General features: G+C 69.3%; 22 protein-coding genes. 16 read left to right on the top strand and 6 right to left on the bottom strand.

Annotated features, from left to right (window positions below; genetic code table 11):
- Positions 1 to 15 precede the first annotated feature (15 nt).
- Positions 16 to 1,308: an SGNH/GDSL hydrolase family protein gene (locus ABCR94_RS05980; RefSeq protein ID WP_347117982.1), complete on the bottom strand. Its 1,293-nt coding sequence runs from the start codon at positions 1,306 to 1,308 to the stop codon at positions 16 to 18.
- 310 nt (positions 1,309 to 1,618) lie between these two features.
- Between ABCR94_RS05980 and ABCR94_RS05985 the strand changes: the two genes are divergently transcribed.
- The 5 genes from ABCR94_RS05985 to ABCR94_RS06005 all read left to right on the top strand — a co-directional run bounded on the left by ABCR94_RS05985 (position 1,619) and on the right by ABCR94_RS06005 (position 6,505).
- Positions 1,619 to 2,923: a DUF445 domain-containing protein gene (locus tag ABCR94_RS05985; protein WP_521976463.1), complete on the top strand. Its 1,305-nt coding sequence runs from the start codon at positions 1,619 to 1,621 to the stop codon at positions 2,921 to 2,923.
- A gap of 641 nt (positions 2,924 to 3,564) precedes the next feature.
- The gene (locus tag ABCR94_RS05990) at positions 3,565 to 3,993 is read left to right on the top strand and encodes a hypothetical protein (RefSeq protein WP_347117983.1); all 429 of its coding nucleotides are present in this window, start codon (positions 3,565 to 3,567) and stop codon (positions 3,991 to 3,993) included.
- Positions 3,987 to 4,256: a helix-turn-helix transcriptional regulator gene (locus tag ABCR94_RS05995; RefSeq protein ID WP_347117984.1), complete on the top strand. Its 270-nt coding sequence runs from the start codon at positions 3,987 to 3,989 to the stop codon at positions 4,254 to 4,256. The genes ABCR94_RS05990 and ABCR94_RS05995 overlap by 7 nt, the downstream gene beginning before the upstream one ends.
- Positions 4,253 to 5,284 carry an NAD(P)-dependent alcohol dehydrogenase gene (locus tag ABCR94_RS06000; protein WP_347117985.1) on the top strand — a complete coding sequence of 344 codons (1,032 nt, stop codon included), beginning with the start codon at positions 4,253 to 4,255 and terminating at the stop codon, positions 5,282 to 5,284. Before ABCR94_RS05995 ends, ABCR94_RS06000 begins: the two co-directional genes overlap by 4 nt.
- Positions 5,285 to 5,536: 252 nt before the next feature.
- Positions 5,537 to 6,505: a hypothetical protein gene (locus ABCR94_RS06005; RefSeq protein WP_347117986.1), complete on the top strand. Its 969-nt coding sequence runs from the start codon at positions 5,537 to 5,539 to the stop codon at positions 6,503 to 6,505.
- A gap of 107 nt (positions 6,506 to 6,612) precedes the next feature.
- Here ABCR94_RS06005 and ABCR94_RS06010 read toward each other — a convergent pair whose 3' ends face one another.
- On the bottom strand, positions 6,613 to 6,813 hold the full coding sequence (locus tag ABCR94_RS06010; protein ID WP_347117987.1) for a DUF397 domain-containing protein: 201 nt from the start codon (positions 6,811 to 6,813) through the stop codon (positions 6,613 to 6,615).
- Positions 6,813 to 7,658 (bottom strand): helix-turn-helix domain-containing protein, encoded by an 846-nt coding sequence (locus ABCR94_RS06015; RefSeq protein ID WP_347117988.1) that lies wholly within the window; start codon positions 7,656 to 7,658, stop codon positions 6,813 to 6,815. The genes ABCR94_RS06010 and ABCR94_RS06015 overlap by 1 nt, the downstream gene beginning before the upstream one ends.
- Positions 7,659 to 7,871: 213 nt before the next feature.
- Here ABCR94_RS06015 and ABCR94_RS06020 point away from each other — a divergent pair, with 213 nt between their 5' ends.
- The 3 genes from ABCR94_RS06020 (at position 7,872) to ABCR94_RS06030 (ending at position 10,122) form a co-directional block, all read left to right on the top strand.
- Positions 7,872 to 8,513: an ATP-binding protein gene (locus ABCR94_RS06020; protein ID WP_347117989.1), complete on the top strand. Its 642-nt coding sequence runs from the start codon at positions 7,872 to 7,874 to the stop codon at positions 8,511 to 8,513.
- 156 nt (positions 8,514 to 8,669) lie between these two features.
- Entirely contained in the window at positions 8,670 to 8,984 is a 315-nt protein-coding gene (locus ABCR94_RS06025) for a hypothetical protein (RefSeq protein ID WP_347117990.1), read from the top strand.
- 157 nt (positions 8,985 to 9,141) lie between these two features.
- Positions 9,142 to 10,122: a YDG/SRA domain-containing protein gene (locus ABCR94_RS06030; protein ID WP_347117992.1), complete on the top strand. Its 981-nt coding sequence runs from the start codon at positions 9,142 to 9,144 to the stop codon at positions 10,120 to 10,122.
- Between the two features lie 197 nt (positions 10,123 to 10,319).
- Here ABCR94_RS06030 and ABCR94_RS06035 read toward each other — a convergent pair whose 3' ends face one another.
- Positions 10,320 to 11,345, bottom strand: a complete 1,026-nt coding sequence (locus ABCR94_RS06035) for a YecA family protein (RefSeq protein WP_347117993.1) — start codon at positions 11,343 to 11,345, stop codon at positions 10,320 to 10,322.
- A 156-nt stretch (positions 11,346 to 11,501) separates the two neighbouring features.
- On the opposite strand from ABCR94_RS06035, the gene ABCR94_RS06040 reads away from it, so the two are divergent.
- From ABCR94_RS06040 to ABCR94_RS06055, 4 genes are all read left to right on the top strand, one after another.
- Complete coding sequence (locus ABCR94_RS06040; RefSeq protein WP_521976268.1) at positions 11,502 to 12,323, top strand: class E sortase; 822 nt, start codon at positions 11,502 to 11,504, stop codon at positions 12,321 to 12,323.
- Positions 12,324 to 12,506: 183 nt separating this feature from the next.
- Positions 12,507 to 12,818, top strand: a complete 312-nt coding sequence (locus ABCR94_RS06045) for a DUF6412 domain-containing protein (RefSeq protein ID WP_347117994.1) — start codon at positions 12,507 to 12,509, stop codon at positions 12,816 to 12,818.
- Between the two features lie 166 nt (positions 12,819 to 12,984).
- A complete protein-coding gene (locus ABCR94_RS06050) occupies positions 12,985 to 13,758 on the top strand; it encodes a YidC/Oxa1 family membrane protein insertase (protein WP_347117995.1) in 774 nt (257 codons plus the stop codon).
- Positions 13,759 to 13,890: 132 nt separating this feature from the next.
- Entirely contained in the window at positions 13,891 to 14,748 is an 858-nt protein-coding gene (locus ABCR94_RS06055) for a fumarylacetoacetate hydrolase family protein (RefSeq protein WP_347117996.1), read from the top strand.
- A gap of 107 nt (positions 14,749 to 14,855) precedes the next feature.
- Here ABCR94_RS06055 and ABCR94_RS06060 read toward each other — a convergent pair whose 3' ends face one another.
- Together ABCR94_RS06060 and ABCR94_RS06065 are read right to left on the bottom strand one after the other, a co-directional pair.
- Positions 14,856 to 15,353 (bottom strand): heme-degrading domain-containing protein, encoded by a 498-nt coding sequence (locus ABCR94_RS06060; RefSeq protein ID WP_347117997.1) that lies wholly within the window; start codon positions 15,351 to 15,353, stop codon positions 14,856 to 14,858.
- Positions 15,350 to 16,492: a Gfo/Idh/MocA family protein gene (locus tag ABCR94_RS06065; protein ID WP_347117998.1), complete on the bottom strand. Its 1,143-nt coding sequence runs from the start codon at positions 16,490 to 16,492 to the stop codon at positions 15,350 to 15,352. Before ABCR94_RS06065 ends, ABCR94_RS06060 begins: the two co-directional genes overlap by 4 nt.
- A gap of 56 nt (positions 16,493 to 16,548) precedes the next feature.
- On the opposite strand from ABCR94_RS06065, the gene ABCR94_RS06070 reads away from it, so the two are divergent.
- The 4 genes from ABCR94_RS06070 (at position 16,549) to ABCR94_RS06085 (ending at position 21,041) form a co-directional block, all read left to right on the top strand.
- Positions 16,549 to 17,658, top strand: coding sequence for an ROK family transcriptional regulator (locus ABCR94_RS06070; RefSeq protein ID WP_347117999.1), 1,110 nt, complete (start codon positions 16,549 to 16,551; stop codon positions 17,656 to 17,658).
- Positions 17,659 to 17,928: 270 nt separating this feature from the next.
- A complete protein-coding gene (locus ABCR94_RS06075; protein ID WP_347118000.1) occupies positions 17,929 to 18,834 on the top strand; it encodes a hypothetical protein in 906 nt (301 codons plus the stop codon).
- 193 nt (positions 18,835 to 19,027) lie between these two features.
- On the top strand, positions 19,028 to 19,816 hold the full coding sequence (locus tag ABCR94_RS06080; protein WP_347118001.1) for a GntR family transcriptional regulator: 789 nt from the start codon (positions 19,028 to 19,030) through the stop codon (positions 19,814 to 19,816).
- Positions 19,817 to 19,919: 103 nt separating this feature from the next.
- On the top strand, positions 19,920 to 21,041 hold the full coding sequence (locus ABCR94_RS06085; RefSeq protein WP_347118002.1) for a TIGR03364 family FAD-dependent oxidoreductase: 1,122 nt from the start codon (positions 19,920 to 19,922) through the stop codon (positions 21,039 to 21,041).
- Position 21,042 lies beyond the last annotated feature (1 nt).

Genomic DNA, 21,042 nt, shown 5'->3' on the forward strand with positions numbered 1-21,042 from the left:
GTCCCGCCGGTCGGGTCACAACTCCGCCGGGGCGGTGCTCCTGCCCAGCGTCGTGGGGTCGAAGGCCATGCCCATCCGGCGGTAGCCGGCGTCGCTCGGGTGGAGGTGGTCGCCCGAGTCGTACGCCGGGAGGAGCCGGTCGGGGGCGTACGGGTCGCGCAGCGCGCGGTCGAAGTCCACCACCGTGTCGAAGATACCGCCCGCGCGGATCCGGTCGTTGACGGCGTCCCGCACTGCTTCGAGCTGGGGCGTGTGCACGCGGGTGCCCTGGAAGGGCGTCAGGGTCGAGCCGACGACGCGCAGCCCACGCGCGCGTGCCTGGCGCGACAGTTGCTCCAGGCCTGCGGTGATCCGGGCGGGGTCCGCCTCGTGCGGCGGGCGGAGTATGTCGTTGATGCCGACGGCGATGACGACGGCCTTGACGCCGGAGCGGGACAGGACGTCGCGGTCGAAGCGGGAGAGCGCGCTGGGGCCCGTACCGTCCAGCAGCAGGCGGTTGCCGCTGATGCCCTGGTTGAGGACGCTGTAGCGGCCGTCGAGGCGGTCGGCCAGCACGTCCGTCCAGCGGCGGTTGGCGCCCGCGGTGGAGGTGACGCCGTCGGTGATCGAGTCGCCGATGACGACGACCGCGCCCTGGGCCTTGCCGCTGAGTACGTCGACGGCGGTGAGGTAGCGCCAGTACGGCGTCTGCCCGGCGTACAGGTCACCGAGGACGTCCTGGGTGCGGTCGCCCTCCGCGATGTACGACGTCTGGCGGGCGCGGGGGTGGTGCGTGGCCGGGCCGCTGGGCGTGGGGGAGAAGGTGGTGACCAGCAGGTCACCGTCCTGCGGGACCCTGAGCGGCGCCGCGTCGCTGAGCGCCTGCCCGCCGGCCGGGATGATCACGGCGGGGGAGCCGCCGAACAGCAGCCGGCGCATGGTGCCGGTCGCGGCGGTCGGGGCGCCGGGGGTGGCCGCGACGGCGATCGATGCGTGTGTGATGCGCAGCGGGCGGGTGCCGTAGAGGTTGGAGAGGGTGATGCGGGCGCTGGTGCCGCCGATGCTGGTGTGCACGACGTTACGGATGGAGCGCCCGGGGAAGCCGTTGCGTGTGCCGGGTTCGGCGCCGGTGGGCGCGGAGGCCCAGGTGCCGATCCAGGTGCCGGAGGTGGCGGGCGCCGCGGAACGCAGCGGTGCATGGGGGCGGGGGTCCGCCCGGGTGTCCTTGCCTGCACCACTCAGCGTCGCCCCGGCGAATATGGCCCCCGAGACGAGGACCACCACCGCGGCGAGCGCGGCGAGCAAGGCATAACCGTTGCGCTTGGTCATGCTCGGTCTATCTCCTCGGGCGCGGGGAGCCCGAGGCTCCATTTGATCTCACTCCATGATGCGCCATTGCACCTTCTGTACAGACGCCGGGAACTTGAAGTGCGTTCCATGAGTAGGGCAGGTAAGAAAAATATGTACGAGTGGGTGCGTGCACGGTGGACGGGTGGAGCGGATGGATCGCGGTAAAGCGGAAGCTACGGAAGTTGCGGACATATCAGGCACGGAAGGTGCGAACGACATCAACGACATGGCTGATAGCACCGGTATCGCTGATATCGCTGATATCGCCGATATGAACGAAATGGCCGACATGAAGAATGCTTCCCGCCCCACCGCCCCCTCACCCCTGCCCCCCTTCGCCTACAGCGCGCTGGACGAGGAGAAGCGTCAGGGCGTACGCCGTATGAAGGCGATGGCCACCGGGCTCCTGCTGCTGGTCGCGCTCATCTACGTACTCGCGACCTGGGCGAAGAACGAGGGCGTCACGGGCTGGCCCGCGTACGTTGCCGCGGCGGCCGAGGCGGGCATGGTGGGCGCGCTCGCCGACTGGTTCGCCGTCACGGCGCTCTTCAAGCGGCCGATGGGCCTGCCCATCCCGCACACCGCGATCATCCCGAACAAGAAGGACCAGCTCGGCGCCACACTCGGCTCCTTCGTCGGGGAGAACTTCCTCTCCGCGGATGTCGTACGGGCCCGCCTGCGCGGCATCGGAATCGGCGGCCGGGTGGGGGCCTGGCTCGCCGAGCCCGCCCACGCGGACCGCGTCACGGCCGAGCTGTCCACAGCCCTGCGGGGCGCCCTGACGGTCCTGCGGGACGCCGACGTCCAGGCGGTCGTCGGCGAGGCGATCACCCGCCGCGCGGACTCCGCGGCGATCGCCCCGGGCATCGGAAAGGCCCTGGACAAGGTCGTCGCCGACGGGGCGCACCACCGCGCCGTCGACCTGATCTGCAACCGCGCCCACAACTGGCTGGTGCTGCACGGTGATTCGGTGATGGACGCGGTGCAGGGCGGGGCGCCCGGCTGGACGCCGCGCTTCGTGGACAAGAAGATCGGCGACCGCGTCTACAAGGAACTTCTGCGCTTCATCAGCGAGATGCGCGACATGCCGGCCCACCCGGCGCGCGGCGCGATCGACCGCTTCCTGACGGACTTCGCCACCGACCTCCAGTCGGACACGGAGACCCGCGCGAAGGTGGAGCGCCTGAAGTCGGAGATCCTGGGCCGCGGCGAGGTCCAGGACGTCATCGCCTCGGCCTGGTCCGCCGTACGCACCATGATCATCTCGGCGGCGGAGGACGAGCGGAGCGAACTGCGCCTGCGCGTCCGCGCTTCGCTGATCTCGCTGGGCGCGCGCCTGGCGACGGACGGCCGGCTCCAGGCGAAGCTGGAGGGCTGGGTCGAGGACGCGGCGGTGTACGTCGTGACGACCTACCGCGGCGAGATCACGTCCCTGATCAGCGACACGGTCGCGGGCTGGGACGCGGAGCAGACGTCGAAGAAGATCGAGGCGAACATCGGCCGGGACCTCCAGTTCATCCGCATCAACGGCACGGTGGTGGGTGCGCTGGCCGGCCTGCTGATCTACACGATCTCGCACGCCGTGGGCGGCTGACCCGCCCCTCGGCGCCCCACGCAAGGGCTGGGCGCGCGACCGCTGTCTTCCTGTTACGGAGGTCGCACGCCCAGCCAGGGGGGAGTTGCACCCCTTAGTACGTACGGGGTGCGGCGGGTGTTCAACTCCGTTTGCTCGCAAGGTGATCCGGTGCCGAGGATCTCGTTCCGTGACCCGGTGCCGAGGGCCCGTTCGCGTCCCGATGCCGAAGGCCCCGTAGCGCTGATCCGGTGCGGAGTCCGCCGAGATGCGCAACACGCCGCCCGAACTCCCCTGCCTGCATGGGTCGTTGTGGGATACGCCTGCTTCCGTGGCTGCTTCCGTGCCTGCTTCCGGGGTACCTGGGACGAAGGCCGGGAGGGTGGGTACGCCATGGAGGCGGAAGCGGCGGGGCGGATCCAGAAGGAGCGGGTGCCGCGCGACCCGGTGGCCCGCCACTGACCGGCGTTGACTGGCGCGGGCCTGCACTGACCTGCGCTGGCCTGCACCGATCTGTGCTGACCGGGCCGACGCGCCGCTTCGGCCACGCTCCAAAGTCAAGCATCCTTTACATCATGTCAGCCATGCCATACATTCGTGATGTCAAGGTTACTTAACACGGGAAACGCGGAAACGCGGAGCCTCGGAGCAGGGGAGCAGAGATGGCCCTCGAAGAGAAACGGGCCTGGATCATGGCCGTGGTCGCGGTGGCCGGTTACGCCGCGTACCTCGCCATCGTCCTCGGCCGAGCGGGGAGCACCCCCCTCACCGAAGTGTCGTACGCCGCACCACTGTTGTGGTGCGTGGGCGCCGCGATCGTGGCGGCGATCGTGCTCAACATCGCGGCGGCAGCCACGTCTCCCGAGGGCGCGGGCAAGAAGGACGTACGCGACCGGGAGATCAACCGGTTCGGCGAGTACGTCGGCCAGGCCTTCGTCGTCATCGGCGGTGTGAGCGCGCTCTGCATGGCGATGGCCGAGCTGAGCTACTTCTGGATCGCCAACGTGATCTACCTGGCGTTCGTCCTGTCGTCGATCCTCGCGTCCACCGCCAAGATCTTCGCCTACCGCCGGGGCTTCCAGCCATGGTGAAGCCGACCAGGGTCACCAACGCGATCCGCTCCCTCCGCTTCGCGCACGGCGAGATGACACAGGCCGAACTGGGCGAGCGCGTCGGCGTATCGCGCCAGACGATCATCGCCATCGAGCAGGGCCGCTACTCGCCGTCCCTGGAGATGGCGTTCCAGATCGCCCGCGCCTTCAAGGTCCCGCTGAACGACGTGTTCCAGTACCCGGCAGGGGACAGTGACGCCGATGGGGCTGACGCTGGTTCGGGCGCCGGGGGCCAGCCATGAGGGCGATAGCCCAGGACACCTACGGCTCCCCGGACGTCCTGGAGCTCCGGGACCTGCCCACCCCGCTGGCCGGCCCGGACGAGGTCCTGATCGAGGTCCGCGCGGCGGCCCTCAACCCCGCCGACTGGCACTTCATGCGGGGCCAGGCCTACGTCGTACGCCTGGTGGGGTACGGAATGGGCTTCGGCCCGCGGGGCCCGAGGACGAAGATCCGGGGCCTGGACGTGTCCGGCCGTGTGGCCGCGGTCGGCGCGAACGTCACCCGGTTCCGCGAGGGCGACGAGGTCTTCGGCCAGGGCAACGGCACCTTCGCCGAATACGTGACGGCCCCCGAGAGCGCCCTCGCCCCCAAACCCGCGAACCTCACCTTCGAGCAGGCGGCGGCGGTACCGGAGGCGGCATCCACCGCCCTCCAGGGCCTGCGCGACGCGGGCGGCATTCGGCCGGGCCAATCGGGCCGACGCGTCCTGATCAACGGCGCCTCGGGAGGCGTGGGCACGTACGCCGTGCAGCTCGCGGTGGCGTACGGCGCGCACGTGACCGGCGTGTGCAGCACGCGGAACGTGGACCTGATCGGCTCGCTGGGCGCGCACGAGGTGGTCGACTACACCCGCGAGGACTTCACCCGGGTCACGGACCGCCGCCCGTACGACGTGATCCTCGACCTCATAGGGAACCGCACGCTCGCGGACTGCCGACGCGTGCTCGCGCCCGAGGGGACGCTGGTGCTCTCGAACGGGGACGGGGGCCGCTGGTTCGGCCCGCTGGGAAGCCTGGTCAGGGCGCTGGTGGTGTCGCCCTTCGTGGGCCAGAAGCTGCGCCCGCTGGCGGTCAGGCCGAACGCGGAGAACCTGACCACGCTCAAGACCCTGATCGAGTCGGGCGAGGTAACCCCGGTCATCGACAGGACGTACCCGCTGAGCGAAACCCCAGCGGCGATGCGGTACTTGGAGGAGGGCCACGCCCGGGGGAAGGTGGTCATCGCGGTGGGGGCAGCGACCGCCCCGCCTCCGCCGCCGGGCACGTAACGGGGTCGGCGGGTTCCCGGGGCGTGGGCTCGGGGGTCGGAGGGCTCGGCCGGTCGGGGCTTGGTAGGTCCAGGGGGTGGGGGTGGGGCGGGGTGACTGCGGACCCGTTCCTCCACCCCACCGGAAGAACGGGTCCACGCACCGGCCTCGGAGGAGGGCGGACCCCAGGGCCTCCCGTTACGAGCTGTGTGCGGGGTGGCTCCGAGATCGTAACGGCGGGTAATTGTGGGCCTGCTGGGGCGTTCACCTGGCATGCGTACCCGTACTCTCGCGCACCGCCTCGCGAACCACCCGCTCGTCCTCGCCCAGGACGGCCTCGCGACGACCGGGCAACTCCTGGCCCTGGGCAGCCCGTGGCCCACGATCACCAACCGCTGCCGTCCGGACGGGCCTTGGCAACGCGTGCTGCCGCGTGTGGTCCTGCTGCGCCCCGGATCGCCGACCCCGCACCAGCGCTTACGCGCCGCGCTTCTCTACGCGGGCGAGGACGCGCTGCTCACGGGCCCGGCGGCGCTCGCGCTGTACGCGGTACGGGCGGCGCCGCCGTTGACGCGGGTGGGCCCGGTGGACGTGCTGGTCCCCAACGCGCAACGCCCGCGCGGCCATTCGTACGTACGCATCCAACGCACCCGCCGCCCGAGCCGAAGGCTCCCCGTGCAGGGCCTGCCCTGCGCGCCACTCCTCCGCGCGGTCTCGTGCACGGTGCCGCGCCTGACCGACGGGGAGCGGGTCACCGCGCTGCTGGCGGAGTTGGTGCAGCGGGGGCGTTGCACGGTGGAGGAGCTGCTGGCGGAACTGCGCGCGGCGAAGCTGGGGAACGCCCCCGGGGTCGCGAACGCCATGGAGGCACTGACCGCCGGCGTCCGCTCGATCGCGGAGGCGCAGGCCCGCGAAGCCCTGCGCGCGGGCGGCATCCCGGACGCGCTGTGGAACCCGACGCTGCGCACGCTTGGCGGCGAATTCCTGGCCCGCCCGGACGCGTACTGGCCCCGCGAGGGAGTGGCGCTGGAGGTCGACTCGGAGGAGTTCCACCTGGGCCCCGCCGAATACCGCGCCACGCTACGCCGCCGCCTGCGCCTGGAGGCGCATGGAGTGGAGGTGGTCAGCGTGGCCCCAGCCATCGTCCGCGACCACCCGGCGGAGCTGCTGGCAGCGGTGGCGGCGAAGCTGCGGCGGGGGGAGGGGCGCGCGGAGCCGCCGAGGGTGGTGGTCGAGCCGTAGGGCGCCCTCGGCCTGGATGCCCTCGCCTCGGCCGATGTCAGCCCGCCCTGAGCCCGAGCGCCCTGAGCCGGACTGGCGTCAGCCCGAACGGCTCGCGCCGATTTGCGTCAGCCCCCGCTGAACTCCCCACGCTGGACGGCCTGTACGAAGCCAACCCAGGCGGCGTGGGCGACGGCGATGCGGGGGCCGCCGGGGACCTTCGAGTCGCGGACGGCGGTACGGGTGGTCAGTGCGGCCACCTCGACGCATTCGGTGTTGGCGCCCGCGCTGTATGAGGACTTGAACCACTCAAGGGCGTCGTTCGTCATCACATCTCCTTGTGGGCCTTCTCGATCAACGTCGCCGAGGTGGTGATGCTGAGTGCCTGGGCGCGCAGGTAGTCGAAGGCTTGGCGGTAGCGGTCCAGCTCTTCCTCCTTTTCGAGAAAGAGTGCCCCCGTAAGGATGTCCAAGTAGATGACATCCAGGGAGGGCTCCGCGCCGCCCAGGATAACGAAACTGCCCATGGCGGAAGCATGGGCACCCGACGCGAACGGCAGGACCTGCAAGGTCACATGAGGGCTATCGATGCAGCTCAGAAGGTGTCCAAGTTGTTCGCGCATGACGCTGGTGTTGCCGACAGTTCGCCGGATCACTGACTCATCAAGAATCGCCCAGATATGCGGCGGTGTGGGTCGATTTAGGATTTCCTGCCGCTTCAGGCGGATGCTGACTTGGCGCTCAACCTCCTTGGCGGGCTGACGCATATCGGAGGCTCGGATGATGGCTTCTGAGTAGCCGCGGGTCTGGAGCAGTCCGGGTACATACGTGCACGCGAAGTGGTCCTCGCGGACGGCTTCATCCTCAAGAGTCAGGAGAAAGTTCATGGACTCAGGGATCTTGCTGCCAAGCGACGTCCACCAGCCCTGAACCTTGGCATCCTTGGCCAAGGAGACGATGGCCTGGCGCTCGGCCTCGCTAGCCCCGTAGGCGCGACAAAGGGCATCCACGATCGGCCACTTGATCGGCCCTTCCTTTGTCTCGTAGCGGCTGATGGTGGCCTTGGAGACGTCGATCAACTTGCCTGCCTCCTCCAAGGTCATGTCCTTGCGGTCACGCAACTTTCTTAGTGTTGAGCCGAGTTGACGGCGACGTGTGGTCGGTCCGGAAGTCATGTGTTGAGTCTCCCCAATCTCTAGCCAGGTCGAGACGAGTTGTTGGTGGCGTAACTCATCTCATTCCACCCAAAGTTCATGATCCAGCACTTCGTTTGAGGGAAATCTCACTGAGAAGTTGCGCGAAGTGATGTCTCAGGGTCCACACTCGCACACAGAGAGTGGTCTGTAGCCAGCATCCTGTGATGCTGCTGTAAGGAGGGTTGGGACCCCATGCTTCGTCAAGGCGCCATCGAGACCCAGCGGCACTTCGTACTTCCCTTCGCTGCCGAGCCGGAGGTGCTGTCTGGCCTCCGCCGCGTAGTGAGTCTTCAACTAGTTGTGTGGGGGAGGCCTGGCCTCGCGGATCAGGCCGTACTGGCCGTTACGGAACTCGCGACCAATGTCATCAAACACGTGGGGGAGGGGGAGCCTGCCACGCTGATCCTCGCGATCGAAGATGGCCTGCTAAGGATCGAGGTTCACGACCGAGGTAGCCAACTGCCCGTACTTCGCCTGGCTGGTGAGGGTGAGGAGGCAGGTCGCGGTTTGGCTCTCCTGAGCGCCCTTGACCTGCGATGGGGGTGGTTTCGTACGGCAACAGGCAAAGCCGTGTCGGTGGAGCTTGCTCTGGACTCCCGAGAAGAAGTGCCCGAGAGCGTTCAGCTTCGGCTCCGGCGTGCGACGACTGTCATCGAGGTATACGGGCGAGAGTCCGGCGCCCCCACCCACCTTCTCGCACACGGGACGTCGGTGATGGAGCAGGTGGCCGCTGATCTCATCGCCGACCTCCTCCACTGGCTTGCAGCGCGGGGCTGCGACTCTGACGACGTCCTTGATCGAGCCCAGATGCATTTTGAGGCTGAGCTGGAATAGGCCCGTTGAGTGGCCTATTCCCAGAGGTGTTGCCGAGCCCATCGATGGGCTCGGCAACACCGACCTCTGGCCAGAGTGGCGATGGGCCTCATCGGTGACATCGTGCCGGCCGGACCGGGTGTACCGGGTTTCGCAATCGGAGAGGGAGGGGGATCCATGGCGATCGGCAGCATCACTACCCCTGAGCGCTTCGGCGAGCCGCTGTACGAGGGGCTGGATGATGAAGTCGCCTCAGATCCACGGGACTTTACTGTGACGATTGCTGGAGGCGAGCGGCACGACGGGGAGAAGCCCTACACATACGTGGTCCGGGAGCGTATGACCAGGCGCGCATGGGCAAAGGCGCTGGCTTGGCACATGGTCGAGCGGGAGGACATCGACGCTTTCGTTGTGACGGCGGAGTCGCATGAGGGGCTACCTCCCCATGGCTGCGGCTACTCATGGAACGATCTACGGTCCGACGGGGTGTGACTTGGGCAAGGTCGGCGACTGGGTGCGTGGGCAAGCTCGGTGGAGGTGGGGCGTTCTCGGCGGGTGTGTGCGGAACCACTTCTGGAGCTGACCGAAGGGTGATCGAGTTTGCTTCGTTTTTACCTTTGAGTGATCCGGTTCGCTTCATCATGGAGCTATGGGATCCGAGCGAAAGATTGGGCACATAGCGGGCGTCGTTCCTGGCGCGGTCTTGCATCGACGCATCGATGTCCAGCGGGCGAAATTGCATGGCGACATGCAGCGAGGCATCTCCAAGTTGCGAGACGTCGACGGCAAGTTGGTCGGCGACGCCATCGTCCTCAACGGCGGCTACGTGGACGATGAGGATGAGTGGACGTCGATCCGGTATACGGGAGCATCGCCAGATAAGGATCGCGACCCGGTCACGAAGGCGTTGCTCAGGGACCAAGACTGGGCGTATGACGATAATGCTGCGCTGAAATTGAGTTACGAGCGGAAGCATCAAGTTCGGATCATCCGCGGGTATAACGGTGACCGCCGATTCTCTTTGCACGACAACTATAGGTATGACGGGCTGTATGAGATATCCGAGATAAGGACGGCTGTCTCCAAAACTCCAGCGCCTGACGGTCGGGGGATAAAGATCTGCCAGTTCGACCTGAAGCGGCTGCCGGATGCGAAGCAGGAGCTGACCGCGCTTGAGCAGCAGGTTGCCGAGATCTTGAGTTTCGACGAACCTGAGAAGTTTCCTGAGACGAGTACGACACAGGTGCAACGCCTGGTTCGCGACACGGCGGCGGCGCGGCGCATTAAGGACCTCTATGGAGGCCAGTGTCAGGTCTGTGAGACACGCGTCATAGGGCCAGACGACGTGGTGCATGGCGAAGGTGCCCATGTGAAGCCGTTGGGGCGGCCTCATGGTGGCCCGGATGTTGAGCGGAACATCCTGTGCCTGTGCCCCAACTGTCATGTGCGACTCGATATTGGTGCCATATCGGTAGCAGATGACCAGACAATAATTGACCGCGTTCAGGATGAATCGCTGGGTGCGGAACCACGGAAGCTCATGTCACGTAAGGGGCATGAAGTTCACCTGGACTATATTCGCTACCAACGTGAATGGTGGGACGCGAAGTTGAATCCGAACCGGCCATAGACAGTCGCCATTCGACGGCACCATCGTCCCAGCGGACGATGGTGCCGTGCCAATCGATGACCTCCCCGTCGTGGCGATCGACTCACCCTGGCGGTACGCCGGGTCGACGATGCCGCTGAAGTCTTCCCGGCATGCGATGCATTGCTGATGTCGGCGCCTGCGTTGCCGTGATTCTGATCCCCAACAGCAGTTGGGGATCAGGCCCGTTGCTGCGCCCCATGGCACCCCCGATAAGCCACCCCCGACCCGCACCAGCAAGGCGAGTTCCGCGCCGGCGGCCAAGGCTTCGCCCGCCCCCGCGCTGCCAGGGTCGTGGCGTACTGGGGGAGTAGGGACGCCTCCGCGGGGGACGACTGCTCCGAGGCTGCGAAGGCTTCGTACGACGGGATTGTGCCCGTCACGATGCCCAGGTTCAGGGTGCCCGTCGATGCCAGGTCGCGCAGGGCCGACTCGATTGCCGTCAGGTGTGCGTCGTGCGAGGGGTACTCCGAGGCCAGCGTGGGGTACGCCGTGAGGAGTTCGCGGAGCTCCGGCTCCGACCAGTGCAGCATCGCCACCGGGAACGGGCGTGAGAGCGCCGTGCGGTACGTGCCCAGCTCCGCGCGGAGGCGGGCGATCTCGGCCTGGAGCTCCGCCGGGTTGTCCGAGCCCAGGGCCCAGAGGCGCTTCGGGTCGTGGAGCTCGTCCAGGGCGATCGCGCCCGGGTGGATGATGTCGGCCTGGGTGTCCCACTCGTCGTGCGGCAGGCCCAGCAGGCGGCGTACCCGGTGGCGGCCGGCCAGCAGGGACTGGGCCGTGTACGGGACCTCCTCCGCCGGGTCGATCAGCAGGTCCACCGCTGTCGAGAAGCACTCGTGGGACGCCTGGAGCTCGTCGTGCGACTCCAGCGCCTCCGCGATGATCTCCCACGGCGCCGCCTCGCGCGGGGCCGCGGCGCGGATGCCGTCGATGATCGCGCGGGCCTCCGCCTCGTGGCCGTACTCCCAGAGGTTCGCGGCCTTCAGGGCCTTGACCAAGTAGGGGCGCTCGGGGGTGCCCGCGAGGAGGCTGTCGTACAGGGTGGCCGCGCGGGAGCGGTCGCCGGACAGCTCCAGGTGGGCTGCGGCCTGCAGAAGCAACGGCTCCTGGTCCTCGGGGTACTGCGCCGCGGTGCGCAGCAGTCGCTCGGCTTCGGCGGCGTGCTCGGTGTGGTCTGCGTGATCGGCAGGCGTGTCGGGGCGCATGCTCCACACCGTACTGCTGTGCGGCACATCAATGAGAGGGCGCACAGCGTCACAGCGGTGAGGTGTTTTGGCCAGGAGAGCGAGTAGGAGAGGGAGATCGTCCGTGGGTGTCTCCCTGTATGGAGAGTTGGCGTTGATGGGCTTATCGTGCGCGCCGTGCGTAAGCAGAGGCGGATTCCGGTTGTGGTGCAGCGCGCCTCCAGGGGGCGTGTTGCCGCCGCGCGCGGGCTGTGGGCCGGTGCGGAGATCGCGGTGACGTTCGGAGTCGTCGTGCTGCTCCTCGTCGTACATCAACTGTGGTGGACCAACCGGCAGGCCCGCGACGCCGCCGAGCGCAAAGTCCAGGCTCTGGAACGGGAGTGGGTCACGGGAGAGGGAGCAGAGAGTGGTGGGGACCGTGGCTCCGTAGCGGATCCTCCGGCGGAGCCGGTGGAGGAGGTGGAGGAGGTGGAAGTGGGTGGTGAGGAGCAGGGTGGGGGCGCGCCCGGTGCTTCGCGCGCCGTGCGGAAGCCTTCCGCGCCCCGGTGGGATCAGGCGTACGCGATCCTCCGCATCCCCCGGCTCAAGGTGACCGCCCCCGTCGCTCAGGGCGTCAGCAAGGACGGCGTACTCGACAAGGGGTACGTCGGGCACTATCCGCAGACCGCCCAGCCGGGCCGCGCCGGGAACTTCGCGCTCGCCGGGCATCGCAACACGCACGGGGAGCCGTTCCGCTACATCAACCGGCTGCGCGGCGGCGACGAGATCAGGGTCGAGACCAAGGACGCGGTCTATACGTACGCCGTTGGCAAGACCCTCGCCCAGACCACCGCGCGCGACAGCGGTGTCATCGCGAAGGTGCCGCGCAGCAACATCCGGACCGGCGTCGGTTACACCGAGGCCGGGTACTACCTCACGCTCACCACCTGCACGCCCGAGTACACCTCCAAGTACCGGCTCGTGGTGTGGGCGACGTTGACTTCGATGCGGCCGCGCTAGCGGGACCGTAGCGGGACGCGGGCCGGACGCGGGCCGGACGCGGTGTCCGTCGAGGGTGCCAAGACTTGAAGGTGTGATGGATCCCGCAGGGTCCGTTGTCAGTGGTGGGCGATAGCATCGGAAGACCGTTCGATGAGGTCGACCATTTCGATGAGGCGACACAGAGGTAAGGAAGGGGGAGGCATGATCGGTTGTTGCACGCGGATGCTGCGTCCCCTCGGGCTTGTGCTCTTCCTCCTCTCCGAGATCCTGCTCGTCGAGAACGGCAGCTTCTCCGCAGCCGTCGCGGTCGCCGCCACCGCCGCGGCCGGCTCCGCGCTCACCGCCTGCGCGCTCATCACCGCACGCCGCGTGCCCGCCGTCCCGCTCACCCGGGTCCGTACGGCGATACGCGACCGTGAGCTGCGCACCGCGTTCCTGCCCCAGCGAGATCCCGATGCGCGAGGGCGGACCAGGCCCCGAGCCCCGGGGCGTCGTCTTCTGACGACCGCGTAGGGCGCGCAGCTCATCACTCTCCTTACCTTCCTGCCCTCCTTGCTCGTGTGGGGCCGGAGCGGGAGTTGGAGCGCGCGTAAGTCCGTACGTCCGTACGCACCCCTCGCGGGTCGTCATGCCGAGATTCCTCTCTTCCGGCACGACGAGACCCCTCGGAGGGCTCCCCATGTCCGTTTTCGCCAGCCTGGTCGAACACCTCGCCGACCTGCTCAACCCGCTCTTCCACGCCTCCGCCATGGCCGCCGCGATCGTCCTCTTCACCGCGCTCGTACGGCTCGCCATCCACCCCCTGTCGCGGGCGACGGCCCGGGGGCAGAAGGCGCGTACCAAGCTTGCGCCGCGCGTCGCCGAACTGCGCAAGAAGCACAGCAAGAACCCGGAGCGCATGCAGAAGGCGATCATGGAACTGCATGCCGCCGAGAAGGTCTCGCCGCTGTCGGGATGCCTGCCCAGCCTCTTCCAGATCCCGGCCTTCTTCCTGATGTACCACCTCTTCTCGAACCAGCGGATCGGCGGCGAGGCGAACTCGCTCCTCAGCCACAAGCTCTTCGCCAGCCCGCTCGGTGACCGCTGGTCCGACGCGCTCGCGGACGGCGGGGTCTTCGGGGCGCAGGGGCTCGTGTACGTCGCCCTGTTCGTGCTTGTCGCGGCGGTCGCCACCTTCAACTACCGGCGCACCAAGCTCCAGATGGCCGCGAACCCCGTGCTTCCCGCCGGGCAGGGCAGTCAGCAGATGCCGGGCATGCCGGGCATGGGCGCGATGGGGGCGATGGCCAAGATCATGCCGCTGATGTCCTTCGCGACGCTCATCACGGTGGCCGTGGTGCCGCTGGCCGCCGCGTTGTACGTCGTCACCAGCAGCACCTGGAGCGCCATCGAGCGGGCCTACCTCTACCGGGACATTCCGGTGAGCGGTGCTGCGCTTGCTACTGCCGCGTAAGAGTCCAGTCCGTGAACGGGGTCTTGCGGAGTGGACCTCGACCTTGGAGGATCAGCCAATCCTCCGATGGCCGCACTCCATCGGCCGGGGCCGGGCGCGACAACTCGACCACTCGACCAGAGGAGACTGACCATGAAGCTGCTGCGGGTAGGAACAGCGGGAGCCGAACGTCCGGCGCTGCTCGACGAGGACGGGACGCTCAGGGACCTGTCGGGCGTCGTCACGGACATCGACGGCGGCCTGCTCGCCGACGAGGCCGCCCTCGGCCGGGTCCGCGCGGCTGCCGCCGTGGGTGACCTGCCGGTGATAGACGCCGAAGCGACGCGGGTCGGGCCGCCGCTCGCCCGGATCGGCAAAATCGTGTGTATCGGGCTGAACTACCACGACCATGCCGCCGAGACGGGCGCGGCGATTCCCGCCGAGCCCATCATCTTCTTCAAGGCCCCGGACACGGTGGTCGGCCCCGACGACACCGTGCTCGTACCGCGCGGGAGCGTCAAGACCGACTGGGAGGTCGAGCTCGCCGTCGTCATCGGGCGTACCGCCCGCTACCTGGAGTCGGCCGAAGAGGGCCTCGCACACGTCGCGGGGTACGCGGTCGCCCATGACGTGTCCGAGCGCGAGTTCCAGATCGAGCGTGGCGGGACCTGGGACAAGGGCAAGAACTGCGAGACGTTCAACCCGCTGGGCCCGTGGCTGGTGACCGCGGACGAGGTGCCGGACCCGCAGACACTCGGCCTGAAGCTCTGGGTCAACGGCGAGCTGAGGCAGAACGGCACGACCGCCGAGCAGATCTTCCCGGTGGGTGAAGTGGTCAGTTACGTCAGCCGCTTCATGACGCTCTACCCGGGCGACGTGATCAACACGGGCACGCCGGCAGGCGTCGCGATGGGTCAGCCCGAGCCGAAGCCCTACCTGCGCTCCGGCGACGTGGTGGAGCTTGAGGTGGAGGGGCTGGGGCGGCAGCGCCAGGAGTTCAAGGACGCGTGATCGCCTCCCGGCGGGGGAGGGCGGGGGCGTGGGGGTTCGTCGCGGCGGGCACTGGGGTCGTGTTGGTCACCCGGCGCCGCCGCGCCACGGAGGAAACGCGGTGAGCGTTACGCCGTCATGCGCTCCAGTGCCTTGACGACCAGGGCGTGGTCCTCGGCCTGGGGCAGGCCCGAGACCGTAACCACGCCGATGACTCCCGCGCCCTCGACCGTGATCGGGAACGCGCCGCCGTGCGCCGCGTACACATCGGGGTCGAGGCGCGAGGAGTCCTCGAACGTCGTGCCCTTGGCGCGAAAACGGGTGCCGACCAGGAACGAGCTTTCCGCGTACCGCTCCACGACGCGGCGCTTGCGCTCGATCCAGGCGTCGTTGTCGGCGCTCGACCCGGGGAGCGCGCAGTGGAAGAGCTGCTGCGCGCCACGCCGGATGTCGATCGCGACGGGCGCGTCGCGCTCGCGCGCCAGCTCCACGAGCAGGCTGCCCAATGTCCAGGCGTCCTCGTGGGTGAAGTGACTTAGAGTCAGGCGGCTCTGCTGCTCGACGAGTTCGGCCACGGAAGGGCTGGAAGGGCTGGGAGGGCTGGGAGGGGTGGAAGGGGTGCTCATGCGGACGCCCCCTTGGTCTCCGAGGTGCTCTCTGCGGTGATCTCCACCGTGACGCCCTCGCGGGCCGAGCGGCGCGCGGCCTCCAGGACGTCCAGCGCCGCGGCTGCCTGCTCGGCGATGACCGGGGGAGCGGAGCCTTCGCGCAGCGCGGTGGTGACGGCCGCGTAGTACGCCGGGTAGTCGCCCGGCAGCGTCGGGACCGGGGTGCCGCCGCCCGTCAGCGGGGAGTCGCCCGCGCCCAGGTGGCCCCAGAGCGCCTCCGGCTCCTCGCCCCAGCTCTCGTCGACGGCGGGCCGCCTGCCCTCGCGGAGCGCGGCCTCCTGTGGGTCGAGGCCGTACTTCACATAGCCCGCCCGCGAGCCCAGGACGCGGAAGCGCGGGCCGAGTTGGGCGGTGGTCGCGCTGGCGTAGAGGTGCGAGCGGACGCCGTTCGCGTGCGTGATCGCGATGAACGTGTCGTCGTCGGCCTCGGCGCCCGGACGACGTACATCGGCCTCGGCGTAGACGCGTACCGCCGGGCCGAACAGGACCAGCGCCTGGTCGACGACATGGCTGCCCAGGTCGTACAGCAGCCCGCCGATCTCGCTCGGGTCGCCCGACTCGCGCCAGCCGCCCTTGGGCTGCGGGCGCCACCGCTCGAAGCGTGACTCGAAGCGCTGTACGTCGCCGAGCTCGCCGGCGGCGAGCAGCTGCTTGAGGGTGAGGAAGTCGTTGTCCCAGCGGCGGTTCTGGAAAACGGAGAGCAGCAGCCCGCGGTCCTTGGCGAGCGCGGCCAGCTCACGGGCCTCGGCGGCGGTGCCCGCCAGCGGCTTGTCCACGACGACCGGCAGACCGGCCTTGAGGGCGGCGGTCGCGATCGGGACGTGGGTCTTGTTCGGGGCTGCGATCACGATCAGGTCGAGCTCGTCCGCGCGGGTCCACAGCTCGTCGGGGGAGTCCACGAAGCGGACCTCGGGGAATTCGGCGCGGGCCTGGTCGCGCCGGTCGTGGTTCGAGGTGACGATCGTGTCGAGGGTGAGGCCCTCGGTGGCGGCGATGAGCGGGGCGTGAAAGACGGAGCCCGCGAGGCCGTAGCCCACGAGTGCGACGCGCAGCGGGGCGCGGGTTTCGGTGCCAGGGGCGATTCCGGTGCCAGTCATGCTCCCCACTTAAACAACGCTGTTGCCAAAGTGCAAGCGCGGGAGACAATGGGTCCGTGAACAGGAGTAGTACGGGCGTGAATCTGCCAGGGCTGCGCAGCCACAACGCGGCGCTGGTCCTTGACCTGCTGCGGGCGGCGGGGCCTGACGGCATCAGCCGCCTTGAGCTGGCGGAACGCACCGGGCTCACGCCGCAGGCCGTCAGCAAGATCACCGCACGGCTGCGGGCGGAGGGGCTGCTGGCGGAAGCGGGCCACCGCGCGTCCACGGGCGGCAAGCCGCGCACGGTGCTCCGGCTGGTGCCGGACGCGGGGTACGCGGTGGGGGTGCATCTGGACCGGGACGAGCTGACGTCGGTGCTGATGGATCTGACGGGCGATGTGGTGGCGGTGCGGAGGGCTCCGCTGGACTTCGGGGCGGGGGTGGAGGTGGTGGTCGACGCGGTGGTACGGGAGGTCGCGGCGCTGGGCTTTCCCCGATCCCGACCCTTCCCGGGGGCGGAGACGTTGCTCGGGGTCGGGGTGGCTGTTCCCGGGCCGCTTGATCATGGGCAGGGGGTGTTGCACCGCGTCACCGGGTTTCCGCAGTGGGACGGGGTGCGGCTGCGGGACGTGCTGGCCGGGCGGCTCGGGCTGGCCGTTGTGCTCGACAAGGACACCAACGCGGCCGCCCTCGGGCTCGCCCTGCGCGCCAGGCCCGCCACCGGGGAGTCCTTCGCGTACCTCCATCTCGGTACGGGGCTCGGCGCCGGGCTCGTACTCGGGGGTGCGCTCCATCGCGGCGCGCGCACCGGCGCGGGGGAGTTCGGGCATCAGACCGTGCAGCTGGACGGGCCGTTGTGCGGCTGCGGCGACCGTGGCTGCATCGAGGCGCTCTGCCTCGCCGCCGTCGCCCGCGGCGACATCGCCGAGGCCGCGCGCGTCCTCGGGACCGGGGCCGCCAACCTCGTCGGTCTGCTCGACATCGACCGGGTGGTGCTCGGCGGCCGGGTCGTCGCCGCGCACCAAGGTGAATTCGTACGGGGCGTGCGCGACGTACTCACCGAACAGGCCCGGCGCGAGGGCCGATCGGCGGCCGTGCCGGTGGCCGCCGCTGGTGACGGCGGGCGCGGAGTCGCCGACGGGGCAGCCCAGTTGGTCCTCGCTCCCCTCTTCGGGCGGGTGTGAGGCAGCCGCGGATTTCCCGGGGAGCGGGGACCAGGGACCAGGGGCGAGGGGCGAGGGAGTGGAGTGCCTGGCGGCGGATGGCGGCGGATGGCTGTGGATTCGCGCAGTCCGCACACCCTCCTAGGCCATCGGGTGGGTTTCTCCGGGCGGCCGGGGGTGTGCGGGCGTGGCATCCCCGGCCCGTCACGCGCGCGTGGCAGGGTCACGGCCCATGACCGGGTGACACCGGCCGGCCCGCCCGACCGCTTCGCGATCTGAAAAGGCCTCACCATGCGACTGCGCAGTGCCCTTGTCCTCGGAGTTACGGCAGCCATGGCCGCCCCGGTGGCGGTCGCGGTCGCGGCGGACGCCCGTACAACGGCGGGCAGCACGGCCTACGTGACGCAGAGGCAGACGCAGAGACAGACGCAGGGGTACGCGCAGAGAGAGGCCCCGGTCCCGGCCCAAACCCATGCCCAGTCCCAGGGTCGGCAATGGCGGAACCCGCTCGCCCCCTCGTGCGGCGATCCCTCCTCCGCCGGATTCCCCATCGATACCCGTATCTACGGCGGGCCCGCCACCTACCGGCCCGGCGACGGTTTCCAGGCCTGGTACGTCGATCTGGCCAATACGACGACCCGGCCCTGCCAGAACATCCACCCCGTCGTCGTCCTCATCGACCAGGCCCGCACCCTCTCCCCGGCCCAGATCCGGCTGGAGTTCCACGACCCGGCCGCGGACCGCTGGCACCCCGTCCGCTTCGAGAAGACCGAAGAGGACGAGCTCGTCGGCGCCTTCGACGACGGCTTCCCGGGCTTCGCCGTCCCTGCGGGCAGGACCGTCCCGGTAAAGGTCAGGCTCGCCTTCACCACCGACGTGGTCCCCGGCCAGGTCGTCGCCAACGCCGCGACCGTCCAGCGGCAGGGCGACGACGGCGACTGGGTCGGCGAGTCGAACGACTACCGCTTCACCATGGCCGCCGAAACCGGTGGCGACCACAGCAGCGACAGCGGCAGTGACACGGACAGCGACACCAACCGCAGCGACGGCACCGGCTCCGCGCAGCCGCCATCCTCGCTCGCCAAGACCGGCTCGGAGCATCTGCTCGGGCTCGGAGTCACCGCCGGCGTTCTCCTCCTCCTCGGTGGCGGTGCACTCGTGGTGGGATATCGGCGTTTCCGTACCGGGAGGTACTGAGCAGCCGCCCCCACCGCCCTCCGGAAGGCAGTGCCCGCGTCGCCGCAGCCGAGTCATCAACGGCGACGCGGGCACCGCTGCGTTCAGCGGCGGGCCGGGTGGTGAGGGACATCGTGCGTTCAGCGGTGGGCCGGGCAGTGAGCGACATCGCGCGTTCACCTTGCCGTTCGTCTTCGTCTGCGAACATCCATCTGTGGACTACCCGAACGCGCACGACCAGCCGAACGCGCACCACCAGACCCCTGGCGCACCGATCCGCTCCGGCATCCCGGAGCACGGCCGCGTTCCCAAGTACTACGTCGTCAAGGCGCATGTCGCCGCCCTGATAAGCGAGTTGGGCGAGGGCGGGCTGCTCCCCACGGAACGGGACCTCGCCCTGCGCTACGAGGTCTCGCGCGAGACCGTGCGTCAGGCGCTGCGCGAGCTTCTCCTGGAGGGCCGGCTGCGCCGCCGTGGCCGTGGCACCGTCGTCGCGGGGCCCAAGCTCGAACAGCCCCTCGCCCTGGCCAGTTACACCGAGGGCGTACGCCGCCAGTCCCGCAGGCCCGGCCGTAACCTCATCGGCCTCGACCGCTTCCCCTGCCCCGAATCCCTGGCCGCCGAGGTCGGCGCCGAACCCGGCGAACCGGTCTGGCACCTGGAGCGGGTGCTGCTCGCGGACGACGAGCGGGTCGGTCTGGAGAGCACGTACGTCGCGGTCTCCCGGGTGCCCCGCCTGGACACCGACTTCGAGCCCGACTCGTCGTTCTACGCCTACCTCCGCGACCGGGTCGGCGTGTCCTTCGGTGAAGCGGACGAGCGCATCGAGACGGTCCTCGCGACCCCCCGCGAGGCGCTGCTCATCGGCACCCCGCCGGCCCTCCCCATGCTGCTGATCCACCGGCTTTCGCGGGACGTCGCGAGTCGGCCGCTGGAGCGGGTGCGCACGCTTTTCCGGGGTGACCGCTTCAGCTTCACCGTGCGGCTGGGCAGCCAGGGGTAGATCACGGAAACATAACGGGTCTGGTCCAACCTTGGGTGGCTGTTCACCTCGCCGTTGCTGCGCGGATCGTTGCGGGCCATGCGCTCCGAGGAGCGTTGCCGCCGTGAGAGTCATAGTTGTTGGAGCCGGCGTCGTGGGAACCATGCACGCCTGGCATGCGGTGGAACGCGGCCACGAGGTCGTACAGATCGAGCGCGAGAGCGAGGCACGCGGCGCCTCCCTTCGTAACTTCGGCCAGATATGGGTCAGTGGGCGCGCGGGCGGCGAGGAGCTCCGGACCGCGCTGCGCGCCCGCGAGCTGTGGGAAGGCATCGGGGAGCGGGTGCCGGGCCTGGGCTTCCGGGCCGTCGGGTCGCTCACGCCCGTACGCAACGACCTGGAACTGGCCGTCGCCGAGGCCGCGTTGAGCAGGGCGGACGCCGCCGACCGCGGCTACAAGCTGCTGACGGCCGACGAGGCGCGCGGCCTCAACCCGGCGCTGCGCGGCGAGTTCACCGCCGCGCTGTGGTGCGAGCGGGACGCGGCCGTCGAGCCGCGCACCGCGCAACTCGCCCTCAAAGCGAAGCTGTTGGAGTCCGGGCGGTACACCTACCTGGGTGGTCGCGAGGTCCGCGAAGTCGTCGGGGAGAACGCGGTTCGCGACGACCACGGCGACGTACACACCGGTGACGCGGTGGTGCTCTGTCCGGGCGCCGCGCTCTCCGGTCTTGTCCGCGAGCTCGTGCCCGACCTGCCTGTACGCCGCGTCCGCCTCCAGATGATGCAGACCGAGCCGCTCGGCGAAGCGCTCACCACCTCCGTCGCCGACGCGGACAGCTTCCGCTACTACCCGGCGTACGCGAGCGGGGCCCTCGACGCACTCAACGCCGGACAGGCCCAGACGCCGACCGCCGCTGCGCACAAGATGCAGCTGCTCATGGTCCAGCGCCGCGACGGCGGACTGACCATCGGCGACACCCACGAGTACGAGCACCCCTTCGCCTTCGACGTCGTCGAGGAGCCGTACGAGCACCTCACCCGGGTCGTCGAGTCCTTCCTCGGCCGCCCGCTGCCGAAGATCAGGCACCGCTGGGCCGGGGTGTACGCGCAGTGCACCGACAAGAGCCGCGTCGTCCACCGCCAGCAGGTGCGCGACGGGGTGTGGCTGGTGACCGGGCCCGGCGGGCGCGGCATGACCTGCTCACCGGCGATCGCCGAGACAACCGCGAACGAACTGGGCTGGTGAC

Source organism: Streptomyces changchenzhani (genome assembly GCF_039766235.1).
GTDB lineage: Bacteria > Actinomycetota > Actinomycetes > Streptomycetales > Streptomycetaceae > Streptomyces.

Coding starts and splice junctions, on each gene's coding strand:
- ABCR94_RS06010 (WP_347117987.1), bottom strand. CDS start 6,813: ATGACGAACGACGCCCTTGAGTGGTTCAAGTCCTCATACAGCGCGGGC.
- ABCR94_RS06055 (WP_347117996.1), top strand. CDS start 13,891: ATGAAGCTGCTGCGGGTAGGAACAGCGGGAGCCGAACGTCCGGCGCTG.
- ABCR94_RS06000 (WP_347117985.1), top strand. CDS start 4,253: ATGAGGGCGATAGCCCAGGACACCTACGGCTCCCCGGACGTCCTGGAG.
- ABCR94_RS05985 (WP_521976463.1), top strand. CDS start 1,619: ATGAAGAATGCTTCCCGCCCCACCGCCCCCTCACCCCTGCCCCCCTTC.
- ABCR94_RS05990 (WP_347117983.1), top strand. CDS start 3,565: ATGGCCCTCGAAGAGAAACGGGCCTGGATCATGGCCGTGGTCGCGGTG.
- ABCR94_RS06005 (WP_347117986.1), top strand. CDS start 5,537: ATGCGTACCCGTACTCTCGCGCACCGCCTCGCGAACCACCCGCTCGTC.
- ABCR94_RS05995 (WP_347117984.1), top strand. CDS start 3,987: ATGGTGAAGCCGACCAGGGTCACCAACGCGATCCGCTCCCTCCGCTTC.
- ABCR94_RS06045 (WP_347117994.1), top strand. CDS start 12,507: ATGATCGGTTGTTGCACGCGGATGCTGCGTCCCCTCGGGCTTGTGCTC.
- ABCR94_RS06075 (WP_347118000.1), top strand. CDS start 17,929: ATGCGACTGCGCAGTGCCCTTGTCCTCGGAGTTACGGCAGCCATGGCC.
- ABCR94_RS05980 (WP_347117982.1), bottom strand. CDS start 1,308: ATGACCAAGCGCAACGGTTATGCCTTGCTCGCCGCGCTCGCCGCGGTG.
- ABCR94_RS06025 (WP_347117990.1), top strand. CDS start 8,670: ATGGCGATCGGCAGCATCACTACCCCTGAGCGCTTCGGCGAGCCGCTG.
- ABCR94_RS06060 (WP_347117997.1), bottom strand. CDS start 15,353: ATGAGCACCCCTTCCACCCCTCCCAGCCCTCCCAGCCCTTCCAGCCCT.
- ABCR94_RS06035 (WP_347117993.1), bottom strand. CDS start 11,345: ATGCGCCCCGACACGCCTGCCGATCACGCAGACCACACCGAGCACGCC.
- ABCR94_RS06065 (WP_347117998.1), bottom strand. CDS start 16,492: ATGACTGGCACCGGAATCGCCCCTGGCACCGAAACCCGCGCCCCGCTG.
- ABCR94_RS06015 (WP_347117988.1), bottom strand. CDS start 7,658: ATGACTTCCGGACCGACCACACGTCGCCGTCAACTCGGCTCAACACTA.
- ABCR94_RS06050 (WP_347117995.1), top strand. CDS start 12,985: ATGTCCGTTTTCGCCAGCCTGGTCGAACACCTCGCCGACCTGCTCAAC.
- ABCR94_RS06030 (WP_347117992.1), top strand. CDS start 9,142: ATGGGATCCGAGCGAAAGATTGGGCACATAGCGGGCGTCGTTCCTGGC.
- ABCR94_RS06020 (WP_347117989.1), top strand. CDS start 7,872: ATGCTTCGTCAAGGCGCCATCGAGACCCAGCGGCACTTCGTACTTCCC.